Annotated in this window: 21 protein-coding genes; 4 read left to right on the top strand and 17 right to left on the bottom strand. The window is 67.6% G+C overall.

Annotated features, from left to right (window positions below; all coding sequences use genetic code 11):
• The 3 genes from VGV58_RS13230 to VGV58_RS13220 form a co-directional block, all read right to left on the bottom strand.
• Positions 1 to 951, bottom strand: a complete 951-nt coding sequence (locus tag VGV58_RS13230) for an ABC transporter permease (RefSeq protein WP_326874481.1) — start codon at positions 949 to 951, stop codon at positions 1 to 3.
• Between the two features lie 9 nt (positions 952 to 960).
• Positions 961 to 2,592 (bottom strand): peptide ABC transporter substrate-binding protein, encoded by a 1,632-nt coding sequence (locus tag VGV58_RS13225; RefSeq protein ID WP_326874480.1) that lies wholly within the window; start codon positions 2,590 to 2,592, stop codon positions 961 to 963.
• 86 nt (positions 2,593 to 2,678) lie between these two features.
• Complete coding sequence (locus VGV58_RS13220) at positions 2,679 to 3,815, bottom strand: NAD(P)/FAD-dependent oxidoreductase (RefSeq protein ID WP_326874920.1); 1,137 nt, start codon at positions 3,813 to 3,815, stop codon at positions 2,679 to 2,681.
• Between the two features lie 230 nt (positions 3,816 to 4,045).
• Here VGV58_RS13220 and VGV58_RS13215 point away from each other — a divergent pair, with 230 nt between their 5' ends.
• From VGV58_RS13215 to VGV58_RS13205, 3 genes are read left to right on the top strand one after another with little or no spacing between them, the layout of a single operon-like run.
• Positions 4,046 to 4,459, top strand: a complete 414-nt coding sequence (locus tag VGV58_RS13215) for a Rid family hydrolase (protein ID WP_326874479.1) — start codon at positions 4,046 to 4,048, stop codon at positions 4,457 to 4,459.
• On the top strand, positions 4,446 to 5,786 hold the full coding sequence (locus tag VGV58_RS13210; RefSeq protein WP_326874478.1) for an NAD(P)/FAD-dependent oxidoreductase: 1,341 nt from the start codon (positions 4,446 to 4,448) through the stop codon (positions 5,784 to 5,786). The genes VGV58_RS13215 and VGV58_RS13210 overlap by 14 nt, the downstream gene beginning before the upstream one ends.
• Before the next feature lie 43 nt (positions 5,787 to 5,829).
• The gene (locus VGV58_RS13205; protein ID WP_326874477.1) at positions 5,830 to 6,975 is read left to right on the top strand and encodes a serine hydrolase domain-containing protein; all 1,146 of its coding nucleotides are present in this window, start codon (positions 5,830 to 5,832) and stop codon (positions 6,973 to 6,975) included.
• A 106-nt stretch (positions 6,976 to 7,081) separates the two neighbouring features.
• Here VGV58_RS13205 and VGV58_RS13200 read toward each other — a convergent pair whose 3' ends face one another.
• From VGV58_RS13200 to VGV58_RS13185, 4 genes are all read right to left on the bottom strand, one after another.
• Positions 7,082 to 8,587, bottom strand: coding sequence for a tripartite tricarboxylate transporter permease (locus VGV58_RS13200; RefSeq protein ID WP_326874476.1), 1,506 nt, complete (start codon positions 8,585 to 8,587; stop codon positions 7,082 to 7,084).
• A 5-nt stretch (positions 8,588 to 8,592) separates the two neighbouring features.
• Entirely contained in the window at positions 8,593 to 9,066 is a 474-nt protein-coding gene (locus tag VGV58_RS13195; RefSeq protein ID WP_326874475.1) for a tripartite tricarboxylate transporter TctB family protein, read from the bottom strand.
• A 76-nt stretch (positions 9,067 to 9,142) separates the two neighbouring features.
• Entirely contained in the window at positions 9,143 to 10,111 is a 969-nt protein-coding gene (locus tag VGV58_RS13190; protein WP_326874474.1) for a tripartite tricarboxylate transporter substrate binding protein, read from the bottom strand.
• Positions 10,108 to 10,854 carry a FadR/GntR family transcriptional regulator gene (locus VGV58_RS13185; protein WP_326874473.1) on the bottom strand — a complete coding sequence of 249 codons (747 nt, stop codon included), beginning with the start codon at positions 10,852 to 10,854 and terminating at the stop codon, positions 10,108 to 10,110. The genes VGV58_RS13190 and VGV58_RS13185 overlap by 4 nt, the downstream gene beginning before the upstream one ends.
• Before the next feature lie 100 nt (positions 10,855 to 10,954).
• On the opposite strand from VGV58_RS13185, the gene VGV58_RS13180 reads away from it, so the two are divergent.
• Positions 10,955 to 11,863 (top strand): dihydrodipicolinate synthase family protein, encoded by a 909-nt coding sequence (locus VGV58_RS13180; protein ID WP_326874472.1) that lies wholly within the window; start codon positions 10,955 to 10,957, stop codon positions 11,861 to 11,863.
• A 64-nt stretch (positions 11,864 to 11,927) separates the two neighbouring features.
• Here the strand turns inward: VGV58_RS13180 and VGV58_RS13175 are convergent, their stop codons facing one another.
• From VGV58_RS13175 to VGV58_RS13130, 10 genes are all read right to left on the bottom strand, one after another.
• Positions 11,928 to 13,103 carry an MFS transporter gene (locus tag VGV58_RS13175; protein ID WP_326874471.1) on the bottom strand — a complete coding sequence of 392 codons (1,176 nt, stop codon included), beginning with the start codon at positions 13,101 to 13,103 and terminating at the stop codon, positions 11,928 to 11,930.
• Positions 13,104 to 13,390: 287 nt separating this feature from the next.
• Positions 13,391 to 15,112: a flotillin family protein gene (locus tag VGV58_RS13170; protein WP_326874470.1), complete on the bottom strand. Its 1,722-nt coding sequence runs from the start codon at positions 15,110 to 15,112 to the stop codon at positions 13,391 to 13,393.
• Positions 15,113 to 15,116: 4 nt separating this feature from the next.
• Positions 15,117 to 15,767: an OB-fold-containig protein gene (locus VGV58_RS13165; RefSeq protein ID WP_326874469.1), complete on the bottom strand. Its 651-nt coding sequence runs from the start codon at positions 15,765 to 15,767 to the stop codon at positions 15,117 to 15,119.
• On the bottom strand, positions 15,767 to 16,873 hold the full coding sequence (locus tag VGV58_RS13160) for a PspA/IM30 family protein (protein WP_326874468.1): 1,107 nt from the start codon (positions 16,871 to 16,873) through the stop codon (positions 15,767 to 15,769). The genes VGV58_RS13165 and VGV58_RS13160 overlap by 1 nt, the downstream gene beginning before the upstream one ends.
• A gap of 124 nt (positions 16,874 to 16,997) precedes the next feature.
• Complete coding sequence (locus VGV58_RS13155) at positions 16,998 to 17,705, bottom strand: ABC transporter ATP-binding protein (protein ID WP_326874467.1); 708 nt, start codon at positions 17,703 to 17,705, stop codon at positions 16,998 to 17,000.
• A gap of 1 nt (position 17,706) precedes the next feature.
• The gene (locus tag VGV58_RS13150; RefSeq protein WP_326874466.1) at positions 17,707 to 18,450 is read right to left on the bottom strand and encodes an ABC transporter ATP-binding protein; all 744 of its coding nucleotides are present in this window, start codon (positions 18,448 to 18,450) and stop codon (positions 17,707 to 17,709) included.
• Positions 18,447 to 19,490 (bottom strand): branched-chain amino acid ABC transporter permease, encoded by a 1,044-nt coding sequence (locus VGV58_RS13145; RefSeq protein WP_326874465.1) that lies wholly within the window; start codon positions 19,488 to 19,490, stop codon positions 18,447 to 18,449. Before VGV58_RS13145 ends, VGV58_RS13150 begins: the two co-directional genes overlap by 4 nt.
• Positions 19,483 to 20,373, bottom strand: coding sequence for a branched-chain amino acid ABC transporter permease (locus VGV58_RS13140; RefSeq protein ID WP_326874464.1), 891 nt, complete (start codon positions 20,371 to 20,373; stop codon positions 19,483 to 19,485). Before VGV58_RS13140 ends, VGV58_RS13145 begins: the two co-directional genes overlap by 8 nt.
• A gap of 64 nt (positions 20,374 to 20,437) precedes the next feature.
• Positions 20,438 to 21,616 carry an ABC transporter substrate-binding protein gene (locus VGV58_RS13135; RefSeq protein ID WP_326874463.1) on the bottom strand — a complete coding sequence of 393 codons (1,179 nt, stop codon included), beginning with the start codon at positions 21,614 to 21,616 and terminating at the stop codon, positions 20,438 to 20,440.
• 87 nt (positions 21,617 to 21,703) lie between these two features.
• Positions 21,704 to 22,507, bottom strand: coding sequence for an enoyl-CoA hydratase/isomerase family protein (locus VGV58_RS13130; protein ID WP_152015176.1), 804 nt, complete (start codon positions 22,505 to 22,507; stop codon positions 21,704 to 21,706).
• Between the last annotated feature and the right edge of the window lie 13 nt (positions 22,508 to 22,520).

Genomic DNA, 22,520 nt, shown 5'->3' with positions numbered 1-22,520 from the left:
TCAGCCCAGCCTGATGCGTGGATCGGCGACCGCGTAGAGCATGTCGGCGATCAGCGAACCGATCAGCACCATCAGCGCCGACAGCATCAGGATGCCCATCACCACCGGATAGTCGCGGTACTCGATCGAATCGAGGAAGAGCCGGCCCATGCCCGGCCAGGTGAAGACCGTCTCGGTGACGAGGGCCCCGCCGAGCAAAGTCGGGAACTGCAGGCCGGCGAGAGTGATCAGCGGCAACAGCGCGTTGCGCAAGGCGTGGCGGCTCAGCACCGCCTGTTCCGGCACGCCCTTGGCGCGGGCGGTGCGGATATAGTCCTGGCCGACCACGTCGAGCACGGCCGAGCGCGTGAACCGTGCCCAGATCGCCGTCTCGACCAAGGCCAGCACCATCACCGGCGCGATCATGTGATGCAGCACATCGACGAACGAGCCGTCGCCGATCGTCTGGCGGTTGCCGGCCGGCAGCCAGCCGAGCTCGACCGAGAACAGATAGATCGCGATCAGGCCGAACCAGAAGGTCGGGATCGACAGGGCGATCATGGCGCCGACCGTCGCCACCGTATCGAACAGCGAATAGCGCCGGATCGCACCGAGGATGCCGATGGCGCAGCCGAGCAGCATGGCGATCAGGGTCGAGACCGCCATCAATTCGAAGGTCGCGCGCAGATGCGAGGCCATGACGCTCCAGACCGGGGCATTGTCGCGGTACGAACGGCCCCAGTCGCCGGTCAGCATTCGCCGGAGCCAGTCGAGATATTGCACCGGCAGCGGCCGGTCGAGGCCGAGCTCGCGGCTGATCCGGTCGAGATCCTCCTGCGTCATCTGGGCCGATTGGGCGAATTGCGACATCGGCCCGCCGGGTGCCAGATGCAGGATGGCGAAGCCGATCGCCGAGACGATCGCGAGGAGGAGCAGCGACTGCCAGAGCCGCCTTGCGAGGAACGGACCCATTTCAGCCGGTCACGCCGCCCAGTACCAGCGCCGCATGTTCCAGCAGCTCGAGGAGCAGTTGATGTTGGGCTGAAAGCCCTGCAGGCCATCCTTGATGCCCTCGGCCAATACCGTCTGGTAGATCGGCAACAAGACGAGGTCCTCGCGGATGATGCGCTGGATGCGGCCGTAGATTGTCTTGCGTTCCTGCGGGTCGAACTGGCTGGCGCCTTCGGCGAGCAATCGGTCCACCTCGGGATTGCCGTACTGGTAGGTGTTGAGCCCCGCGCCGGCCTTGGCCGGGATCGCAGTCGAGGCGAAGCGCGGCGTCACGTCGGGATCGTTGCCGATCATGAAGTTCGAGCCGACCATCACCGACTCGAATTTCGACTTCTGCCAGAACTCGCCCCAGATCACCGCGCCCGGCATGTTGTTGATGCGCAGGGCCGCGCCGACCGCGCGCCAGTCCTGCATCAGCAATTGCTGCGACTGCTCGCGGCCGGGATTGCCGACCGTGGTCGAGTTGGAAAATTCGAGGCGCACCCCGTTCTTCTGGCGGATGCCGTCGGCTCCGCGCGCCCAGCCGGCCGCGTCGAGGATGGCGTTGGCCTTGGCCGGATCATGGCGATGCCCCGGCAGGCCGTCGTCATAGGCCCAGGATTCGCGCGGCAGGAAGGATTCGGTCGGCACCGGCAGCCCGTAATAGAGCGCGTCGATCCGCGCCGCCTTGTTCATGGCGAGATAGAGCGCCTCGCGCACCGCCTTGTCGGCGAAGGGGCCGAATTCGAGATTGAGCGCGATATGCTCGATGAACGGCGTCGGCGAGCGTGAGATGCGCCGGCCGCGCAAGCTCTGCGCTTCCTTGACGAAATGCGCCGCGATGCCGCCGATGCCGAGATAATCGACCTGCCCGGTGCGGAACTGCGTGTAGAGCACCGTCAGGTCGGGAATATATTTGAAGACGACGCGCTCCAGATAAGGGCCATCGCCGTAATAGGCGGTGTTGGTGCGCAGCAGCAGGTGATCGCCCGCCGCGCGCTCGCCCCAGCGGAACGGGCCGGTGCCGACCGGCGCTCCGTTGAACGGTGCCGTATTGGGATCGGATGCTTTCTCCAGGATGTGCCTGGGGACGATGAAGGTTAGCGCCAGGATCGAGAGATAGGGCGAATAGGCGCTCTCCATGCGCCAATGGATCTCGTCGGGCGCGACGACCTTGATCTCGCGCACGAGGTTGTGGCCGACCCGGTTGCGCACGCGGAAGCCGGGCGTGTTGATCAGGTCGAGCGTGTACTTGACGTCCTCGGCGGTGAAGGGCGCGCCGTCATGCCATTTCGCATCGCGCCGCAGCCTGACCTTCCAGCTCAGCCCGTCGGCGGAGAGGCCGCCATTGGCGATGCTCGGCACCTCGGCGGCGAGGTCGGGGACCAGCTTGCCGTCGGGGTCGACGAACCAGAGCGGGCTGAAGAGCTGCCACCAGACGCCCTGGTCGACCTCGCTGCCCGGCATCAGCGGATTGAAGACCGTCGGCTCCTGCGACAGGCCTGCAACCACCTGGCCCTTCGGCTGCTGGGGCGGACGCGTTTGCGCCCGCGCCCCACCGGCCACCAGGCCAGCGGCACCAAGGCCGAGCGCCAGCGCCTCGCGCCGGCTGTGGAATCTCATGCGATTGCCAGGTTCGGCCATATCGAACTCCCCTCATTGCGTCCGGGCTGTGTTCAGCCTCGGTCATGTCTCGTCGGCTCGGCGATTCAGCCGGCCCCTTGCAGGCTGTTTCGTGCCGGCGACAGGTCACCAGCGGTCACCCCGAGCTCGGTCATCGCGGCTGGAAGGTCTCGCCCGGCGAGCAAGGCCGCCATCGCCTGGCCCATCGCCGGCGAGGTCAGGATGCCGCAGCCGCCCTGCCCCACTAGCCAGAAGAAGCCGGGCTCGCCCGGCCGCGCGCCGGCCACCGGCTCCGCATCGGCGACGAAGCTGCGCAGGCCGGCCCACTGGCTCAGCGGCCGGCCGATGCGGAAGCTGGTGTCCTGCTCGATATTGTCGATCGCCTGCGCGACATCGAGATCGTCGGCGTAAGCGTCGCCCGGTTCGACCGGCGTCGCATCGGCGAGGCTGCCCATCAGGCAGCCGGGCTCCGGCTTCACATACCAGCGGTAATCGACAGTGCTGACATGCGGCCAGGCGCGGGCGTCATAATCGGGCTGATGGGCGAAGGTGAAGGCGGTGCGGCGCTTGGGCACGATGCCGATCGGGGCGATATCGGCCATGCCGGCAATCTCGTCCGCCCAGGCGCCGGCAGCATTGACCAGCAGCGGCGCCTGCACCTCGCCGCCGGGCCAGGCCACCGTCCAGCCGACTGCATCGCGACGAATAGTGTCGACGCCCGCCTTCAGAACGATCATCGCACCGTTCGCCCTGGCGCCACGCAGATAGCCCTGCAGCAGCATGTCGACATCGATGTCCATGGCATCGGGCTCGTTCACGCCGGCCTGGACCTTCTCCGGACGGAGCGCCGGAAACAGCGAAAGCGCCGCAGGGCCATCCAATCGTTCCGCCCGGGCGCCGACGGAGAGGATGCGCTCCTCCAGCCGCGCCAGCCTGTCTTCCTGGCCGGCAGCCGCGACCGTCAGGCAGCCGCGCGGCGTCATGATCGGATGGGCGCAGAAGCCGGCCGGCGGCTCTTCGAGGAAAGCGCGGCTCGCCTGCGCCATGCGCCGCATCGTCGGAGCGGTGATGCCGACGGTGAACTGCGCGGCCGAGCGCCCCGAGCTGTGATAGCCGGCCTGCTCCTCGCGCTCGATCAACGCGACCGAACCGTGGCGGGACAGGAAATAGGCCGCGGATGCTCCCGCCATCCCGCCACCTACAATGATCACGTCGACCCGCATCGTTCCCGCACCAGCTTTCCGGTCATCGGCCACCGGCAGCCATCCACCGGCAGGGTCAACGACAGCACCGCGCCGCGCCGCAGTCGATTTCAATAATTGGGGGCCGACACCTCAAAAGCTGGGTCGCCGAGCAGCCCGAATTCCCTGGGCCCCGCCCCCAATTATTGAAATCGACATCGCCGCCGCGTCGGGGCTTGCCTTGGCCCGAACAGACCAGCGGAGCAACACCCATGAGCGGGACCGGTTTGCAGGCGCCGCGCCGGCGGAACATCTCATCCGGCAGCGCCTTTGAGGCGCAGTACAGCTATAGCCGCGCCGTCGTGGTCGGCCCACACGTCATGCTGTCGGGCACGACCGGCTATGATTATGCGACGAGCACGCTTGCCGAAGGCGCGGCGGAGCAGACCCGCCAGCTCTTCCGCAACGCCGCAGCAGCCTTCGCCCAGGCCAGAGCAGGCCTCTCCGATGTCGTCCGGGTCCGCATGTTCATCGCCCGCGCCAGTGACTACGAGGCGGTGATGGCCGTGTTCGCCGAGACCTTCCGGGAGGTGAGGCCGGCCTGCACCACGGTCGAGGCCGGGCTCTTCGACCCCGACATCCTGGTCGAGATGGACATGGACGCCATCGCCGATGTCGATGCTTAGCCTGCGCTCGCACGTTCCCGACGACATCATCACGGCTGCCGATCGCCTCCCCGGGCAGGCTGATGTCGTCGTCATCGGCGGCGGCATCATCGGTGCCGCCGCCGCTTTTCATCTCGCCGGAGCCGGGCTGAGCACGGTGCTGCTCGAAGCCGACAAGCTCTCATCGCAGCAATCCGGCCGGAACTGGGGCTTCGTCCGGACGCAGTATCGTGACCCCCTGGAACTGCCGCTCGCCCTCGAAGCGCTCGCATTGTGGCCGAAGCTGGAGCGCGAGCTCGAGACGACCGTCGGTTGGCGCCAGACCGGCTGCGTCTTCGTCGCGGCGACGCAGAAGGAAATGGCCGCCTTCGCCGGCTGGCATGACAAGACCCGCGACATCGCTCGCGAGGCCCGGCTGCTCTCCGCCAGCGAGGTCACCGCTTTGCTGCCGCCGCTGCGCGGCAGGACGGAAGGCGCGCTCTACACTGCGAGCGATGGGCAGGCCGAACCGGTGCTGGCGACCACGGCCTTCGCCCGGGCCGCAGCGCGGCGCGGCGCCCGCATCGTCGAGGATTGCGGTGCGCTCGCGATCGAGACCTCAGGCGGAGCGGTCAGCGGCATTCAGACCGAGCACGGCCTGATCCGCTGCAGTGCCGTGGTCTGCGCAGCCGGCGCCCAGAGCCACCGGCTCCTCGCCCCGCTCGGCCTGTCGCTGCCACAGCAGAGCGTGCGCAGCACTGTTTCCCTCTCCGCGCCGCTGCCGCCGCTGAGCGAGGCCTGCTTCTGCGGCTTCGGCATCGGCCTGCGCCAGCGGGCCGACGGCTCCTGCATCATTGCGGCCGATTCCACCTCCGACATTGACCTGTCACTCGATTCCTTCCGAGCCGCCCGCTTCTTCCTGCCGGGATTGCTGCGCCATGGCAGCGGCTTCTCGCTGCGGCTCGGGCGTCCCTTCATCGACGATCTGCATCAGCGGCTCGCGGTGCCGCATCGCGAGCGTGCCGTCGCGCGGCGCCCCCGCATTCCCGCCAACTCCAGGCTGGCAGCAAGCACCGGTGCTGCCGTCCGCGACCTGTTCGCCGGCGCAGCTGGCATCGAGATCGTCAAATCCTGGGCCGGCCGCATCGATGTCCTGCCGGATGCGCTGCCGGTGCTCGATGCACCGACTGAAATCGGCGGACTGGTCGTCGCTACCGGCTTCTCCGGCCACGGTTTCGGACTCGCGCCCGCGGTTGGCCGCCATGTCGCCCGGCTGGCCAAAGGCGAGCCCGCCGCTGCGATCCTCGCGCCACTCAGGCTGGACCGCTTCGCGCGAGGCACCTATTCGGCACCACACGCCCCGCTCTGACCTTGACGACAGTAATGCGGAACGGGTTTCGAGAGGATTGGCCATGACGCAGACGACCGGCATGAGCGCCGCCGCGCGCGAGCACATCCGCCGCTATTACGACGGCACGCTGCGGCCCGACGAGATGGTCGTGGCGATGTCGCAGGAGGCCGGCTGGTTTCCGTCGCGTGTGGTGCGGCGGGGGGCAATCATCTCGCCGCTCCCCGATGCCGGCCGCAGGCTGCCGCCGCTGGAGATCCGCGATCACGATCGGACCTTCGATCTCTACGACTATCTCTCGGTCAACCGCGTCGCCGGGCTGATGGTGCTTCAGGACGGCGCCGTGATCGAGGAGAGCTATTCGCTCGGCATCAGACCGCAGACGCAGTGGAAATCCTGCTCGCTGGCGAAATCGGTCACCGCCACGCTCTACGGCATCGCCTTGCGTGAAGGCGCGATGACAAGCCTCGACGATCCGGTGACGCGCTATGTGCCGCTCGGCGGGCTCTATGCCGATGTCTCGGTCCGCCAGCTCTTGCGCATGGCGACCGGCGTGCGCTGGAACGAGGATTATACCGACCCGACGTCCGACCGGCGCCTGCTGATGGACACCCAGATGGACTGGGAGCCGGGCGGGATCGTCCGACATATGGAGAGCCTGCCTGCAGAAACGCCCCCGGGCGGTTCATGGAAATACAACACCGGCGATTCCTATCTTGCCGGGCTGGTTCTGGAGCACGCGACCGGCACCGCTCTCGCCGATTACCTCTCGGACAAGCTCTGGTCGCGGATCGGCATGGAGGCGGACGCGTCCTGGTGGTGCGAGAGCCCCGGCGGCATGGGCATCGCCGGCAGCGGCCTGCATGCGACGCTGCGCGACTATGCCCGCTTCGGTCAGTTCGTTCTCGACCAGGGGCGGACCGGCTCGCAAGATTTGCTGCCGGAAGGCTGGCGGGACGAAGCAGGCGCGCCCTACCGGATCGGCGAAACGCTGATCCCCTATGGCTATATGTGGTGGATCCCCGTGCTCGACGATCCCGCCTTGAAGGGCACTTTCCAGGCCGAAGGCATCTACGGGCAGTTCATCCACATCAACCCGCGCAAGCGTCTCGTGGTCGTGGTGCTGAGCGCCCGCTCGAAACCGGGCTATCGTCGCCGCCTCGAAATCAACGACGACGCCTTTTTCGTGGCCCTGGCGAACAGTCTTTAGATCGGCTGGCGCCAGTGATGCTGGCTTTGGCCAGGCGACGAGGCGCGCTGCGCCCAGGGCAAACCCGTTGGGTGGTTCCCTTCAGTGTCAGTTCAAGACACGCAACTCACTCGCCGGCGAGTTTTTCCGTTCGGCCGGACGCGCGTACCGAGGCGATGATCGTCCAGCCAATGATGCCGATCGTGATTGCCGCAAGGACCGCGGCGATCGGCCGATCGACCAGGCCGATCAGCCGGCCGTCGGACTTGATCATCGAGTTGATGAAGTACTCCTCCAGCAATGGCCCGAGCACGACGCCGAGGATCACCGGCGCTACCGGAAAATCGTTCTCCTCGAGCAGGAAGGCCAGCACGCCGAAGGCGAGCATGACGCCGACGTCGAACAGCGAGTTGTTGATCGCGTAGGAGCCGACGATGGCGAAGAGCAGGATGATCGGCATCAGCACGCGTCGCGGCACGGAGAGCACGCGCGTCGCGATCTTGATGATCGCCCAGCCGAGCGGCAGCATCAGAAGGTTGGCGATGACGAAGACCAGGAAGAGTGCATAGACGTTCTCCGGATTGTTGACGAAGATCGTCGGCCCCGGCGCCATGTTCTTCATCATCAGCACGCCGATGGCGATCGCGGTGATCGAGTCTCCGGGGATGCCGAAGACCAGCGCCGGGATCCAGGCGCCGGCGAGCGAGGAATTGTTGGAGGCGCCGGCCTCGATCAGCCCTTCCGGATGGCCGGTGCCGAACTTCTCCGGCTCCTTCGAGAAGCGCTTGCTCATCGCATAGGACATCCAGGCGGCCATATCGGCACCGCTGCCCGGCTGGATGCCGATGATGGTGCCGAGCGCGCTGCCCCGGATCAACTGCCAGGGATACTGCTTGGTCAGACGCCACATATTGGCGAAGATCGGCCCGATCTTCTGGACCACGGCATGCGGGGCGCTGCCGTCGGAGACCATATGCCGCATCACCTCCGAGCAGGCGAACATGCCGACCATCATCGGGATCAGCGAGACGCCGCCGAGCATCTCGGTCGACTCGAAGGTGAAGCGCGGCTGGCCGGCCGGGTTGTTCATGCCGATCATCGCGATCAGCAGGCCGATCAAGAGCGAGATGCAGGCTTTCAGCGGTGTCGAGGAGCCGATGAAGACGGCGCCGCCCAAGCCGAGCATGACGATCCAGAAGAACTCGACCGAGCCAAAGCCGAGCGCGAAATCGGCGATAGCGGGCGAAGCCACCATCATCACCGCCGTGCCGAACAGTCCGCCCAGCACCGAGAACCAGAGGCCGATGCCGAGCGCGAGCTCCGGCTTGCCCTTCAGCGTCATCTGGTAGGAATCGTCGACATAGGCCGCCGAGGCTGGCGTGCCGGGAATGCGCAGCAGGCAGCCGGGAATATCGCCGGAGAAGATCGCCATGGTCGAGGTGGTGACGATAGCGGCGATGGCCGGCACCGGCGGCATGAAGAAGGTCAGCGGCACCAGCAGCGCGGTCGCCATCGTCGCAGAGAGGCCGGGAATGCAGCCGACGACGAGGCCGTAGATCGCCGAGGCGGTGATGACGAAGAGCACATAGGGATCGAGCACCATCCCGAGCGCGGTGACATAGGCGTCGAGCATGGCGGTTACCAGCGCAGGGGTTCGAGTGGGCCCCAGGGCAATTGCACGCCGAGGGCCAGATAGAAGATCGAGTGGATGACGAGTGCGGCGGCGAGAGAGAGACCGATCGCGTGCAGCGGCTTCGTGCCGCCAGCCAGGAACAGGACGATGAGGATCAGCGGCGCGCAGATCAGGAAGCCGAGCGTCTCGGCGCAGAGCATATAGAAGATCACCGCCGCCGGCACGAGCAGCAGCCGTGCGACCGCGCTGCCGCTGCGGGCCCAGTCGGCGAGGCCGACCCGCGGGCCGGCTTGCGTCGCGCGGGCGCCGTTGACGGCAAGGATCGCGGCGCAGAGCGCCAGCAGCCCCGACAGGATCAGCGGGAAGGCCGATGGACCGAGCGGCTGCTCGGACGGGTTCGGCAGGCTCCAGGACGCGGCCGCCACCAGGCCCGACAGGGCAAGGAAGACGAGGCCCCCGAAGAGATCGTTGAACTTCATGGCGTGCTCGGTGTGCGCGATGGAAACGGGGCGCGGCGAAGCCGCCGCGCCCTGAAACAGTCCGAAGGGCGATCGACTACTGACGCAGACGCAGGCCGAGCGCGCCCATGATCTCGCCGTTGTTCTTGTGCTGGGTCGCGAGGAAGCTGCCGAAGGCCGGCCCCTTGGCGAAGGCGTAGCCGAAGCCGCGCTCGGACAGGAACGACTTGTAGGCCTCGGAGTTCGCGACCTTTTCGGTGGCTTCGACGAGGCGGGCCGTCACATCGGCCGGCAGGCCGGCCGGGGCGGCAAGACCGCGCCAGGTGCCGCCCTCATACTCCTTGCCGATCGCGTCCTTGACGGTCGGCACGCTCGGGAAGGCGCCGATCTTCTCCTTCGACATCACCGCCAGCGACTTGACGCGGCCAGCATCGAACATCGGCTTGCCCTCCGGCAGGGAAGACGGGACGATCTGGACGCCGCCGGAAGCCAGCTCCTGGAAGCCGGGAGCCGCGCCCTGGCTCGGCACGACCGTGACGCTCTTGGGATTGATGCCCTCGAGCTGGAGCAGGCCGGCGAAGGCGAGGTGATAAGCGGCGCCGGCCGCCATGCCGGAGAGCTTGTAGTGACCGACAGGCTGCTTCTTGATGTCGTCGAGCGCGGCGCGCAGGTCCGCCCAGGGCGAGTTCGCGGCGACGTTGAAGGCAGCCGAGTCGAAGTTCACCAGTGCGATCGGGGTGAGCTTCTCATAGGTGAAGGGAGCGGTGTTCGACCAGTAATAGGTCGTGACCTCTGCCGTCGCGAGGCCGATCGTGTAGCCGTCGGGCTTGGCGTTGACCATTTCGGTATGGCCGACCACGCCACCGCCACCGGTGCGGTTGACGACGTTGACCGGCTTGCCGAGCTCCTTCTCCAGCCCGGCCGCGAGGATGCGGGCGACCGCATCGGTGCCGCCGCCGGCAGCCCAGGGTACGACCAGGGTGATCGGGCGCTCGGGCCAGGCGGCGAAGGCGGGCAGCGATACCACCGCGACGGCTGCAGCGAGGAGGACTTTTGCGAGTTTCATGGCGTTTCTCCCGAGACGGTTTTCTTTTTGGGGCTGGTTCCATCCGCCAGAGCGGAGTTGGAAAGCATGTGACCGCGCGTGTAGCCGAGCACCTGCCGCATCGCCTGACGGGCCTGCTCGGGCTCGCCGGCGGCAATCGCGTCGACGACTGCGGCGTGGTTGGCGAGATTCCCGGCGAAGACATCGACGGTAAAGTCGAACATCGCGCTGAGGATCGTGTCGATCGCGCCGCGGAAGCTGCGCAGGATCGGGTTGTTGGTGGCGTCGAGGATCGCAAGATGGAAACGCTTGTCGGCGGCGATGGCGGCTTGCGGATTGTCCTGGCCGGTCTCCATCTCGGTCAGTGCCGCGCGGATACGGGCGAGATCCTCCGGCGTGGCACGGGTCGCGGCCAGCGCAGCCGCCTCCGGCTCGATGATCTCGCGCGTTTCTTCGAGAGCGAGCAGCAGCGCACGGTCGAGCCCATCCTCGCTGCGCATCCAGCCGAGCACCTCGCGGTCGAGCAAGGTCCAGTCATGCTGCGGGCGCACCTGCGTGCCATGGCGCGGGCGCACGGTGAGCAGACCCTTGGCGACGAGGATCTTCACGGCCTCGCGGACGACGCTGCGGCCGGCGCCATAGCGCTCTGCCAGCTCAGGCTCGGGCGGCAGCACGGTGCCCGAGGCGATCTCACCACGCACGATCGCAGCGCCGAGCGCTGCGACCATCGTGCCGATCTTTCCTGGCTTGCTGCCCCGCGCCATGGCCCGTTTTCTCTCCTGCGGCGGGAAACTGTCACGTCCGGGGCTTGCGCGCAAGCATTCATCTGATGTTTAACATCTGATCATTGAAACGAGGCACGCCATGACCACTGAGACCGCGTTCACCGGCATCCATGCGATCCTTTATGCGCTGTTCGACGCGCAGGAGCGGCTTGATCGGCAGGCAATGCGACGGCAGGTCGAACTCTGCCTGGAGCATGGCGCCCATGGCGTCGCGGCGCTCGGCCTTGCGACGGAGGTCTCCAAGCTGACCGTGCCGGAACGGCGCACGGTGATGGAATGGACCTCGGAGGATGTCAGTGGTCGCAAGCCACTCGGCTTCACCATCTACGGCACCTCGGTCGCCGAGCAGGTCGAGCTGGTCAGGGCAGCGGAGGCGGCCAAGGCCGACTGGGTCATCCTGCAGCCGCCGATGGTCGGCAGTTTCGCGGCTGGCGAATACATCCGCTTCTTCGGCCGCGTCGCAGATGCGACGACGCTTCCGGTCGCGATCCAGAATGCCCCTGCCTATATGGGCCGCGGCCTGTCGGCAGAGGATATCCGCAGCCTCGTCGCGCAGCATCCGAACATCAGGCTGGTGAAGGGCGAGGGACCGGCCACCGAGATCCGGCAGCTGATCGAGACGACCGAAGGCAGGCTGCCGGTGATGAACGGGCGCGGCGGACTCGAACTGATCGAGAACCTGCGCGCCGGCTGCGTCGGCATGATCCTCGCGCCCGAGCTGATCGACCTCACGGTGGCGATCTATGAGAGCTTCGTCTCGGGTGACGAGGTCGCGGCCGAGGCCAGCTATCGCGAGGTATTGCCGACGATCGTCTTCATCATGCAGTCATTGGAAAGCCTGATCTGCTACGGCAAGCGCCTCTTCGGGGCGCGTGCAGGCATCGAGATCCACGATCGCGCGCCTGCCATGCGGCCGACGGCATTCGGACTGGAGCTCGTTCGCGGCCACGCCCAGCGAACCGGATTGTTCGAAGCCGGCAGTCGCTAGGAGATGCCCTCGTCGACCATGCGGGCGGCAGCGAGGAGACGAGCCCCCCGCAATGGCTGGAGCCTCAGCGCCAGCTGCGGCGCCAGAGGACGAAGACGCCGCAGGCGGCGAGCTGCGCCGCGACCAGCAGATAGGGCCAGTCGAAGCTCGCCGTCCGGCTGGCGATGAAGGCGAAGATCAGCGGACCGCAGAACGAGCCGGTGAAGCCGAACAGGTTCGCCGCCGAGGTGACGTCGCCGATCTGCGTCGGCGGCGCCAGCCGCGCCAGCTCGGCCATGTAGACCCCGTTCCAGCCCAGAGACGTCGCGCCGATGAAGGCGACCGAGCAGTACAGGGCCCATGACGGCCCCGTCGCCGACCAGACGAGCAGGATGACCGCGGCGCTCGCGGCGAGCAGGAGCAGGCCGAGCAGGAGCAGGCCACGACGCCAACGATCGGCCAGCCAGCCCAGCGCGATCCGCGAGACCGTGCTGGCGGCGAGCAGGACGGCCATGAAGTAACCGGCCTCCGCCAGGCTCTTGCCGTGCTGCGTTACCAGATAAGTGGCGGTGAAGGCCTGGACGCTGGTCTGGGCGATCGAGAACGAGATGCCCATGCCGGTGAGCAGCGGCAGGGTCGGGTGCGAGCGGATGATCTTTGCCGCGCGGCGCAGGGCCGAGGGCGACAGGAACATCCGGGCCCATTGCCGGTTCGCAGGCCCCCTCTCCATGTCGAGCCGCTTCTGGAACGGCTGGACCGCCAGCAGGCTGAGCAGGACGATGGCCGCGATCAGCCAGATCGTATGGGTAAAGCCCAGTGCGACGACGGTGGGAGCGACCGAAAGGCCGGCGATCGTGCCGCCTAGCGGGACGCCGGCCTGCCGGATCGAGAAGATCAGGTTGCGATGCGTCGGCGGCGCCGTGCGCATCAGCATCGTGCTCCCCGCCGGATTGTTCGGCGCCGTGCCGAGGCCGAGCACGAGCGCGCCGGCGAAGCCGAGGGCAGCGACCGGCAGCGACAGCAGGATCAGGCCGAGGCACATCGCCGCCAGGCCGATCTGCAAGGTGCGGATCGGCCCGTGATGGTCGAGCATCGGGCCGCCGCAGGCCAGGCACCAGCAGATGCCGATCGAGACGGCGGAGGAGACATAGCCGATGCTTTCCGGCGGCAGGTTCCAGCGCTGCGTCAGGATCGGGCCGAGGAGGGGAACGGCTGCGGCGGCGAAGGAGCTCACGACCTGCACAAGGAGCGTCGCGCTCAAGGCGCTCCCCCACAAAGGCAGCTTCAACGCGATTCCTCCCGGCGCCCTCGCCATATCCGCGGGTCGGCGGCCGCCTTTTGGCAGCGCCGCGCGCGATGTCGGCTTACGCTGGTCTTCCGTGAATCTTCCGTCGCGGTCGAGGGCCAGGCACGCCTTGCCTGACCTGCAGGATTTGCATGCAATCGTTTCAGCGGACCTATCGGCGATGGCCCGACAAGATCACTGCGCCCGAGCCAGCAAGGCCCGGGCGCTTCGGATCTGCAACTGACGAGGCCTTGCTGCCGGACTCAGGCGGGCTCGCCGCCCTTCGGCTGGACCGGCTTGGCGGCCGGCTGCGCAGCGGGCTTGCCGGTCTTGCCCGCGGCATCGCCCAGCGAGGCGGCGAGCAGGGCCTGGGTCGGGTCGGCGCCGTTGAAGCCAGCCTGCGACAGGATCTCGTCGAGGATCGGCTTCTGCGCCGTGAAGCTCAGGAGCTGGCTGGAGAGATCGCCCATCGGGTTGCCGTTCGGCTCGCCCGAGCCGCCGCCGAGTGCGCCCGCCAGCCCGCCGGCGCTGAAGATGCGGATGTCGGAGATCTTCTCGATCGGCTTCATCGCCTGCGCCAGCGCCTGCGGCACGATCTCGACCCGCGCCTTGGCCAGCTCGAAATCGATGATGTTGGCGGCGAGCGCGTTGCGCGCCTCGTTCTTGGCGCGCTCGGCCCGGGCCTGAGCCTCGCCGAGCTCGATCACGCCGGTGGCGCGGATCTTGGCCGCCTCGGCTTCCGCTTCGGCCTGGATCTTCACGGCGGCGGCGAGGTCCTCGGCCGCCTGGCGCTCGGCCTCGGCCTTGACCGTGACGGCTGTCGCCTGCTGCTCGGCCTCCTTGCGCGCATCGATCACCGCGATGCGCTTGGCACGCTCGGCGATCTCGACGTCGCGGGCGGTGGTCACCTGTTCCTCGGCGGTGATGGCGCTGGCCTTGGCCGCGTCGGCCCTGGCGCGCGCAGCCTGCTCCTCCTCGGTCTTGTGGGCGACGGCGATGGCGGCCTCGATGCGGGCCGTTTCGGTGATCTTGCGCGCTTCGGCCTCGCGCTCGGCAATGCCACGCTCGGCGGCGATACGGGCTGATTCGCGGGCCTGGCGGGCCTCGGAATCGCGCTCGGCGATGCCGCGCTCGGTTTCCAGCCGCGCCGTCTCCTCCGCCAGGCGTGCGAGCTGCTCGGCCTTGGCTGCCTCGGCCCGGGTCTCGGCGGTCTTGTTGGCGATGTCGCGTTCCTGCGTCAGCTCGGCATCGCGCTGCTCGCGCTCGATGGTCAGGCGCCGGAGCGAAGCCTCGCGGTCCTTGGTCGCGATCTCGACCTCGTTGTCGCGGACGATCTGGTTGCGCTCACGCTTGCGCTCCTCGGTGATCTTGGTGAGCGCGGTCAGACCCTCGGCATCGAAGGTGTTGTTCGGGTTGAAATGCTTGATGTCGGTCTGGTCGAGCCGGGTGAGCGAGACCGATTCCAGCTCGAGGCCGTTCGATTGCAGGTCATGCGCCACCGCCGCCTGCACCGACTTCACGAACTCGGCGCGCTGCTCCTGCAGGTCGCGCAGCGACATGGTCGCGGCGACCGAGCGCAGGCCGTCGACGAACTTGGCCTCGACCAGTGCCTTGAGCGCGTCGGCGTCGTTGGTACGGTCGCCCAAGGTCTGGGCGGCGAGCGCGATGTTCTCGGCATCCGGCTTCACCCGGACGTAGAACTCGGCGGTGATGTCGGCCCGCATCCGGTCCTTGGTGATCAGCGACTCGTTCTCGGCGCGCTTGACCTCGAGGCGCAGCGTGCTGAGCGAGACCCAGGAATAGGAGTGGAAGATCGGCAGGATGACGGAGCCGCCGTCGAGCACGACCTTCTTGCCGCCGAGCCCGGTGCGGACATAGGCCTTGTCGCGCGTCGCCCGCGTGTAGAGCGACGTCATGATGATGCCGATGACGACGATCGCCACGACGATCACGCCGGCGATGATGCCTACGGAGAGAAAATCCATCTGATCAACCCTCTTTGCTGTCGACGACGCCGAGTTCCTGCGGCGCGGGAATGGCTTGGAACAGACCCTCGGAGCCATCGACGATCACGACGATGGCTCCGGTCTCGATGCGATGACCCGGCGCGGCCTGAGCGCGCAAGGTGTGGATGTTGTCGTGCCGGTCCTTCACGCGCACAGCGCCGGGATGGCCCTGGTCGAGCGGCCCGATCGTGACGGTGCCGACAAGGCCGATAAAATCGGCCTGGCTCAACGCATTGGTCTCGTCGCGCGGGATGACCCGGGCGATGCCACGGCTGAGCCAGCGGGTGACCGGTAGGGCCGGCACCAGTGCGAGCGGCACGGCCGCGACCGCAGGCAACGGGCGCAGGATGCCGGCCGCCAGCCCCTGGATGGCGAAGCCGAAGACGGCGAAGGCCGAGAGCAGGATGACGGCAAGCACCAGGATCGGCACCCCGCCGGCATTCAGCCAGGACATCCAGCCGCCGAGCAGGCCGGCTTCGTGACCGTCCGGGCCATGATGGCCGATGCTGTCGTCGAGCAGGCCGGAGGCCGAGAGCCCGAGCAGGACCGAGATCAGCTCGACAAGCCCGAGCCCGACCACCACCAGGAGCGCCACCCAGAAGGGCGCGGTGCCCGGCTGGATGAGCGTGTCCATCAGCGCTGGCCTTCCCGGAAGGCCTTGAGCCGGGCCTCGATCTCGTCCTCGCGCTGCATCCGGCCGAGCTCCTCGACCTCGGCCGAGCCCTTGACCGGCTTGGCCGGAACGCCCGTTACCCGTTCGACCGCCGAAAGCGCGGCAGCGAGGCGCTGGTCATTGCGCTGCGAGGGCGTCGCCGCGGCGGGAGCAGCTCGCTCGGCGCGCTTGGCGTCGTCGAGCCGCTTCATCGCATCGGCACGAGCCGAGGCGATGCTGCGCAGGGTCGCCTCGGTCTCGGCGGTTTCGCCGGCATTCTCGGCGATCGCCTTGGCGAGGGCGGTGCGCTGCGCCTCCAGATCGATCTGGACGCCGGTCGCCGCTCTTGCGAGATCCTCGCGGCCCTTTTCGAGCCCGGTCCGAATCTTCGCGTCGAGATCGCGGATCTCGGCGTCGAGGTCCTCCGCCTTGGCTTTCAGGCGGTGGCCGGCCGCGATCGCGACGCCGAGCGCCGCGCGGGCCTCCTCGGCGATCTTCTCGATCTCACGCACGGCCTGCTGGGCGATGGCGGTGGGGTTGGCCCCCTCCGCGGCGTCGACCGCGTTGTTGACGACGCCGGCGATGACGCGCCCGAGGCGGGCGAGGATACCTTCATTGGACATGGTGGTCTCCTTCTGGGGATGGAGGCCGGCCTGGACACCGACGAGGACGTTGATCGACGTTCCGCTGAAGCACAAACGGGCTTCGGCAAAATCATCCCAACCGCCGCGATAGCCATCCACCGAATAGGGGATGACGACGCGGCCACCGATGGTGGCAATGCTCAGGCTGTCGGGACCCTTGACCGAGAACAGCTTGGAATCGAGCGGGATGTCGTCGATCGGGGCGCCGACCGTGCGCTTGCTGTGGTCGCGCAAGGCGAGCGTCGCCATGCGCGAAGGCAGGCCGGTGCGGGCGCGGATCTCCTCATAGGCTTCCTCGTGAAGCGCGACGAGATTGGCGCCCTTGGTGCCGTCGAGGATCGCCATGGCCTGGCGATAGGCGACAAGCGTTCCATGGAGCGCCTCGCGGTCCTCGGGAGATGGCGACAGGATGAGCGCCATCGTGGTGTGCGGCTTTCCGACCATGCTGGATTATATAAAGCACTTCTTTAGTGCTTTCAAGAGTTGACGGTTGCACCGCCACAGAAGACTCTATTGCCAGTTGCTGCACGGAGCCCTGACAAGGAGCCCGTGCGAGCAAAGCCGGGTGTCAGACCGCCAGGGCCGTCAGCAGGCGCGCGCGATCGGCGTCGTTCTCGGCGTCGCCGCTGAGGACGATCCGCCCGCGCTCGATCACGATGAAGCGGTCGGTCACCGAGAGCGCCTCGTGCACGTTCTGCTCGACTAGGAGCACGATGCAGCCGCGCTCGCGCAATTCGCGCACGATGGCGAAGACCTCGGCGACGATCATCGGCGCCAGCCCCTCGCTGGGCTCGTCGACCAGCACGAGCCTGGGCTCGCCGACCAGCACGCGCGCCATGGCGAGCATCTGCTGCTCGCCGCCCGACAATGTCGTGCCGAGCTGGCGACGGCGCTCGCCGAGGCGGGGAAAGCGGTCATAGATCTGGTCGATGGCAGCGCGTTCCGCTTTCGCGGCCCGGCCCCGTACCTGCAGCAAGCCGAGCTGCAGGTTCTCCTCGACGGTGAGGCCGGGAAAGATGCGCCTGTCTTCCGGCACCAGCCCGACGCCGGAGAGGCAGATCCGGTCCGGCGCGAGCCCGCTCAGGGATTGCCCGCCGAGCGTGATCGCGCCCTCGCTCGGCCTGACCCAGCCGGCGATGGTCTTGAGCAGCGTCGTCTTGCCGACGCCGTTGCGGCCGAAGATGCCGATCACCTCGCCGGGCGCGGCCGAAAGGTCGATGCCCTGGATGACATGGCTCAGGCCGTAATGGCTGTGCAGTCCGTTGATCGCGAGCATGTCAGTGATGTCCGAAATAAGCGGCCTGCACGGAAGGATCGGCCCGCACCACGGCGGGCGGCCCCTCGGCGAGCTTGCGGCCCTGATGCATGACGACGACATGGTCCGAGAGGTCCATGACGAGCCCGATATCGTGCTCGATCAGGAGCACGCTGACATCGCGGCTGAGCTCGCGCACCAGCTTGGCGGTGTCGGCGGTGTCGGCGTGGCTCATGCCCTGCGTCGGTTCGTCGAGCAGCAGGATCTTCGGCTCCGACGCCAGGCAGACCGCGATCTCGAGCCGGCGCTGGTCGCCATGCGAGAGATTGCCGGCAAGCTCGTCGCGCTTGTGGCCAAGCTGGAAGCGCTCGAGCATCTCGCCGGTCTTGGCGAGCGCCCGGGTCGAGCGGCCAAGCGGCAGCAAGGAGCGCCCCTTCGGCTCCAGAACCTGCGCTGCCATGCGCAGGTTCTCGGCCACCGTCAGCTCGAAGAACAGGTTGGTGATCTGGAAGGAGCGCGACAGCCCGGCTGCCTTGGTGCGTGCCGGCGAGGCGCCGGTCATGTCGACGCCGTCGATCAGCAGCTGGCCTGTTTTCGGCTTGAGCGCCCCGCTGATCAGGTTGAACAGCGTCGACTTGCCTGCGCCGTTCGGCCCGATCACCGTGGTGATCCGGTTGCGCTTCGCGCTGAAGCTGACCTTGTCGACCGCCTTCAGGCCGCCGAAGGCGATGCCGAGATCGCGGATTTCGAGGACGGGACCGGTCATGGCTTGGCACTCCCCGCTTCGAGCCGGGCCGGGGCGAAGGACGGCGCGGCCGGCTCTTTTGCACCGGTGAGCAGGCGCTCCTCGATGCGCGGCCGGATGAAGCCGACCAGCCCCTTGGGCAGGAACATCACGCAGACCATGAAGATCAGGCCGATCACGATGAGATGGTGCTCGGTCCAGCTGCCGATGATCGACTTCAGCAGGACGAGCAGCACCGAGCCGTAGATCGCGCCGATCAGCGTGCCGACGCCGCCGAGGATGACCGAGATCACCGCATTGCCGGACGTCGCGAAGAACATCAGCTCCGGCGAGACGAAGCCGCGCAGCATCGGATAGAGCGCGCCGGAGAGCCCGGCGATCAGCCCGGCCAGCACGTAGGAGAACATCCGCGCCCGCCAGACCGAATAGCCGAGGAAAGGCACGCGCTTCTCATTGGCCTTGAGCGCGGTCAGCACCCGCCCGAATGGCGTGTCGAGCAGATAGGCGGTGAGCCCGTACAGCCCCATGATGATCGCGAGCACGATCAAGAAGAAGCCGACCGGATTACCGGCCGAGACCGAGACCGGGCCGAAGCCGATATCGATGACGGGAATGCCGATCATGCCGTCGGAGGCGCCGAGCTCGCGGGTGTTGTAGACGACCTTGGCGACGACCTGCGCCAGGCCGAAGGTGATCAGCGCGAAATAGACGCCGCGCACCCGGTTGGCGATCAGCCCGCCGAAAATGGAGGCGACGAGCGTCGCCCCGCCAGCCGCCGCCATGGCGAGCCAGAAGGACGGCACCTTCAGCAGGGTCAGCGCCGAGACATAGGCGCCGATGCCGAAATAGAGCGCCTGTCCCAGTGAGAGCGCGCCGGAATAGCCGAGCAGAAGGTCGACCGAGAGCGCGAGCCCGGCGAAGATCAGCGCCTCCGTGCCAAGGCGAAGGTAGAAGGTGTCGCCGCTGGCAGCGCCAATCGCGGCGAGCGCGAGCGCGGCCGCGACGAAAACCAGAGCGAGCAGATGGCTCGCGCGCATCGACAAAGTCAGCCGGTCACGCATGGCCGAGCCTCCCGAACAGGCCCTGCGGGCGGAAAACGAGGAAGGCGACCATGGTCCCGAACACGATCGGATCGGTCCAGACCGGCGAGATCACCAGGCTGGCCAGCGCCTGGACCTGCGTCAGCAGCAGGCCGGCGACGACCGCGCCCCAGATCGAGCCCATGCCGCCGACGATGACGACGGTGAAGGCGAGCAGGATGAAGTCGCGCCCCATGGTCGGGAAGACCGAGTAAATCGGCGCGAGCAGGACGCCGGCAAGGCCGGCGAGCGCGACGCCAAAGGCGAAGGTGCCGGCATAGACCAGCGCCACCGGCACGCCGAGCGAGGCCGCCATGTTGCGGTCGAAGGCGGCGGCCCGGACCATTGCGCCGAGACGAGTGCGATAGACGACATAGGCGACGCCGCTGACGATCGCCGCGCCGACCACGATCAGGAAGAGCCGGTAGTTCGGCACGATGATGCCGGCGAGCTCGGTCGCACCGGGAATCGGTGTCAGCGGACGCTGGGTGTTGGGGCCGAAGGCGACCTTGAGCAGATCCTCGACCACGAGCGCCAGGCCGAAGGTGACGAGCAGCGTGGTGACGTGCCGGTCCCGACTGTCGAAGACCGGCCGGATCAGCAGGCGCTCGGCCGCCATGCCGAGCGGCACCATCAGGACCGGAACCAGCACGAGCAGGAACCAGAAATTGATCCCGGCCGCGCCCAAGGCAAGGGCCGCGTAGGCGCCGATGGCGTAGAACTCGCCATGGCTCATGTTGATGACGTCGAGCATGCCGAAGATGATCGTCAGCCCGAGGGCGACCAGCACCACGGCGACCCCGAGCGCGAGCCCGTTGACGACCTGCGGCGCCAGCACGAATTGGAGGTAGTCGAGGGCATTCATGTCATATGCTTTCGCGAGGGCGGTGTGCCCCCTCCCCTGTGAAGGGAGGGGCCGGCGCCTGTCCTCAGAACCGGGTGCAGGCGTCGGGACCGATCGCCTTGTCGGCATCGACCTTGTCGATGATGTCGAACTTGCCCTTGGCGACGCGCACCACATACATCGGCTGCATCGCCTGGTGGTCGCCGGCGCGGATGGTCTTGGTGCCCTGCGGGGTCTGCCAGCTCAGCCCGCGCAGCGCCTCGCGCACCTTGTCGGTCTCGGTCGAGCCCGCCTTCTCGACAGCGGCCTTGTAGGCGAAGAGCAGACCGTAGCTGTCGGCGCCGTAGAGATCCGGATCGGCCTTGTTGGCTGCGCGGAAGGCCGTGACGAAGGCCTTGTTCTCGGGCGTGTCGATCTGCGGGGAATAGCCGACGCCGGTGGCGAAACCCTCGGCCGCCTGGCCGATCGCGCCGATATTCTGCGAGGTCACGGTGCCGGAGGCGCCGACGACCTGCAGGTTGGTGAGCAGGCCGAAATCCTGGAGCTGGGTCAGCAGCCTGACCGTGTCGTTGCCGGCGACGGAGGTATAGAGCACCTGCGGCCGCGAAGCACGGATCTGGCCAAAATACTGGGTGTAATCCTTGGAATCGAGCGGCGCGAACACCTCGCCGCCGGTCGGCGCGCCGGATTTCTCGGCGCTGCTCTTGAAGGCGGCGACGGTCGAGCGGCCCATCTCGTAGTCGGGGCCGAGATAATAGACCTTGGCCTTCGGCTTCTCCTTGGCAAGCCAGGCGGCGAGCGCGACCGACTGCTGCTCGGCGCGCGCGTTCACGCGGAACATGTTCGGCGAGCATTTGTCGGTGGTGATCGAGTCGGCGAAGGAGACGGTCGTCGCCGCGAGCTTGGCGTTGCGCTCGGCCAGTTGGGCGACGGCGAGCGTCGAGCCGGAATTGACCGTGCCGGCGAGGAAGTCGACCTTCTCGACCTGGAACAGCTTCTCGGCCTTCTGCACGGCGACGGCAGGGTTGGCCTCCTCGTCCTCGACGATCAGCGCGACCTGCCGGCCGGCGATGCCGCCCGCGGCATTGATCTCCTTGGCGGCGAGCTCCAGGCCCCAGCGAACCTGCTGGCCGATCGGGGTGTAGGTGCCCGACAGCGGCGTGACGACGCCGATCTTGATCGGGCCGCTTTGCGCGAGCGCGCCGCTCGTGAGCGCCGTCGCGGCGAGCAGCCCGGCGGCTGCAAAGTATCCGGTCGTCTTCATGGTCGTTCCCTCGGTTCTGGTTGTTGTTCTGCGATCTCGGCTTGGCGGGCCTGCGCGAGGCATTGCTCGCGCAGGTGTTTTGCCGGCTCAGCGGCCGGTGAACTTCGGCGCGCGCTTGGCGTGGAAGGCCTCGACGCCCTCGCGGAAATCGTCGGACTGGCGCAGGCGGCTGTAGCAATGCCCTTCCAGCTCGATCGCGATCGCCAGCGTCGAATCCTCGGTGTCGTTGAGCAGCTTCTTGGCGGTGCGCTGGGCGATCGGCGAGAAGGAGCGGAGTTCGTCGACCAGCCGGTCGGTCGCGGCCTCGAGCTCGCCATCCGGCACGCATTCGGTGGCGATGCCCCAGTCGAGCGCCTGCTTGCCCGAGATGCGCTTGGAGCGCATCACGATGTCCTTGGTCCGGGTGATGCCGACGATCTTCTGCAGGCGCGCCGAGCCGCCCGAGCCGGGGATCTGCCCGAGCTTCTGCTCCGGCAGGGCGTATTGGCAGGTCTCCGAGACGATGCGGAAATCGCAGGCGAGCGAGATCTCGAAGCCGACGCCGAAGGTGTAGCCGCGATTGGCGACGATCACCGGCTTGGAGCAGCGCGCCGGCGCCGCGATGTTCCAGGCGAGCTTCGAGACATGCTCGGGCGAAGCCTCCAGGAAACCCTTGATGTAGCCGCCGGAGGAGAAGTGCTCGCCGACAGCGCGCAGCACGATGATGCGCACGCGGTCGTCCTCGTCGAGCGCCTCGAACACCTTGCGCAGCTGGTCGCGCTGCGCCATCGCCACCGTGTTCATCGGCGGCCGGTCGAGGATGATGTCGGCGCGTTCGCGGGCGGGATCGATCTCGACGCGGAAGCCATCGAGGCCGGTGAGGCTGGCGTGGATCGGGGTGACTGCGTTCATGGCTTTAGCTCTC

Source organism: Allobosea sp., assembly GCF_035944895.1.
Taxonomy (GTDB): domain Bacteria; phylum Pseudomonadota; class Alphaproteobacteria; order Rhizobiales; family Beijerinckiaceae; genus Allobosea.
Note: the sequence above shows the minus strand (reverse complement) of the source record. Positions and strands in the feature narration are given on the sequence as shown.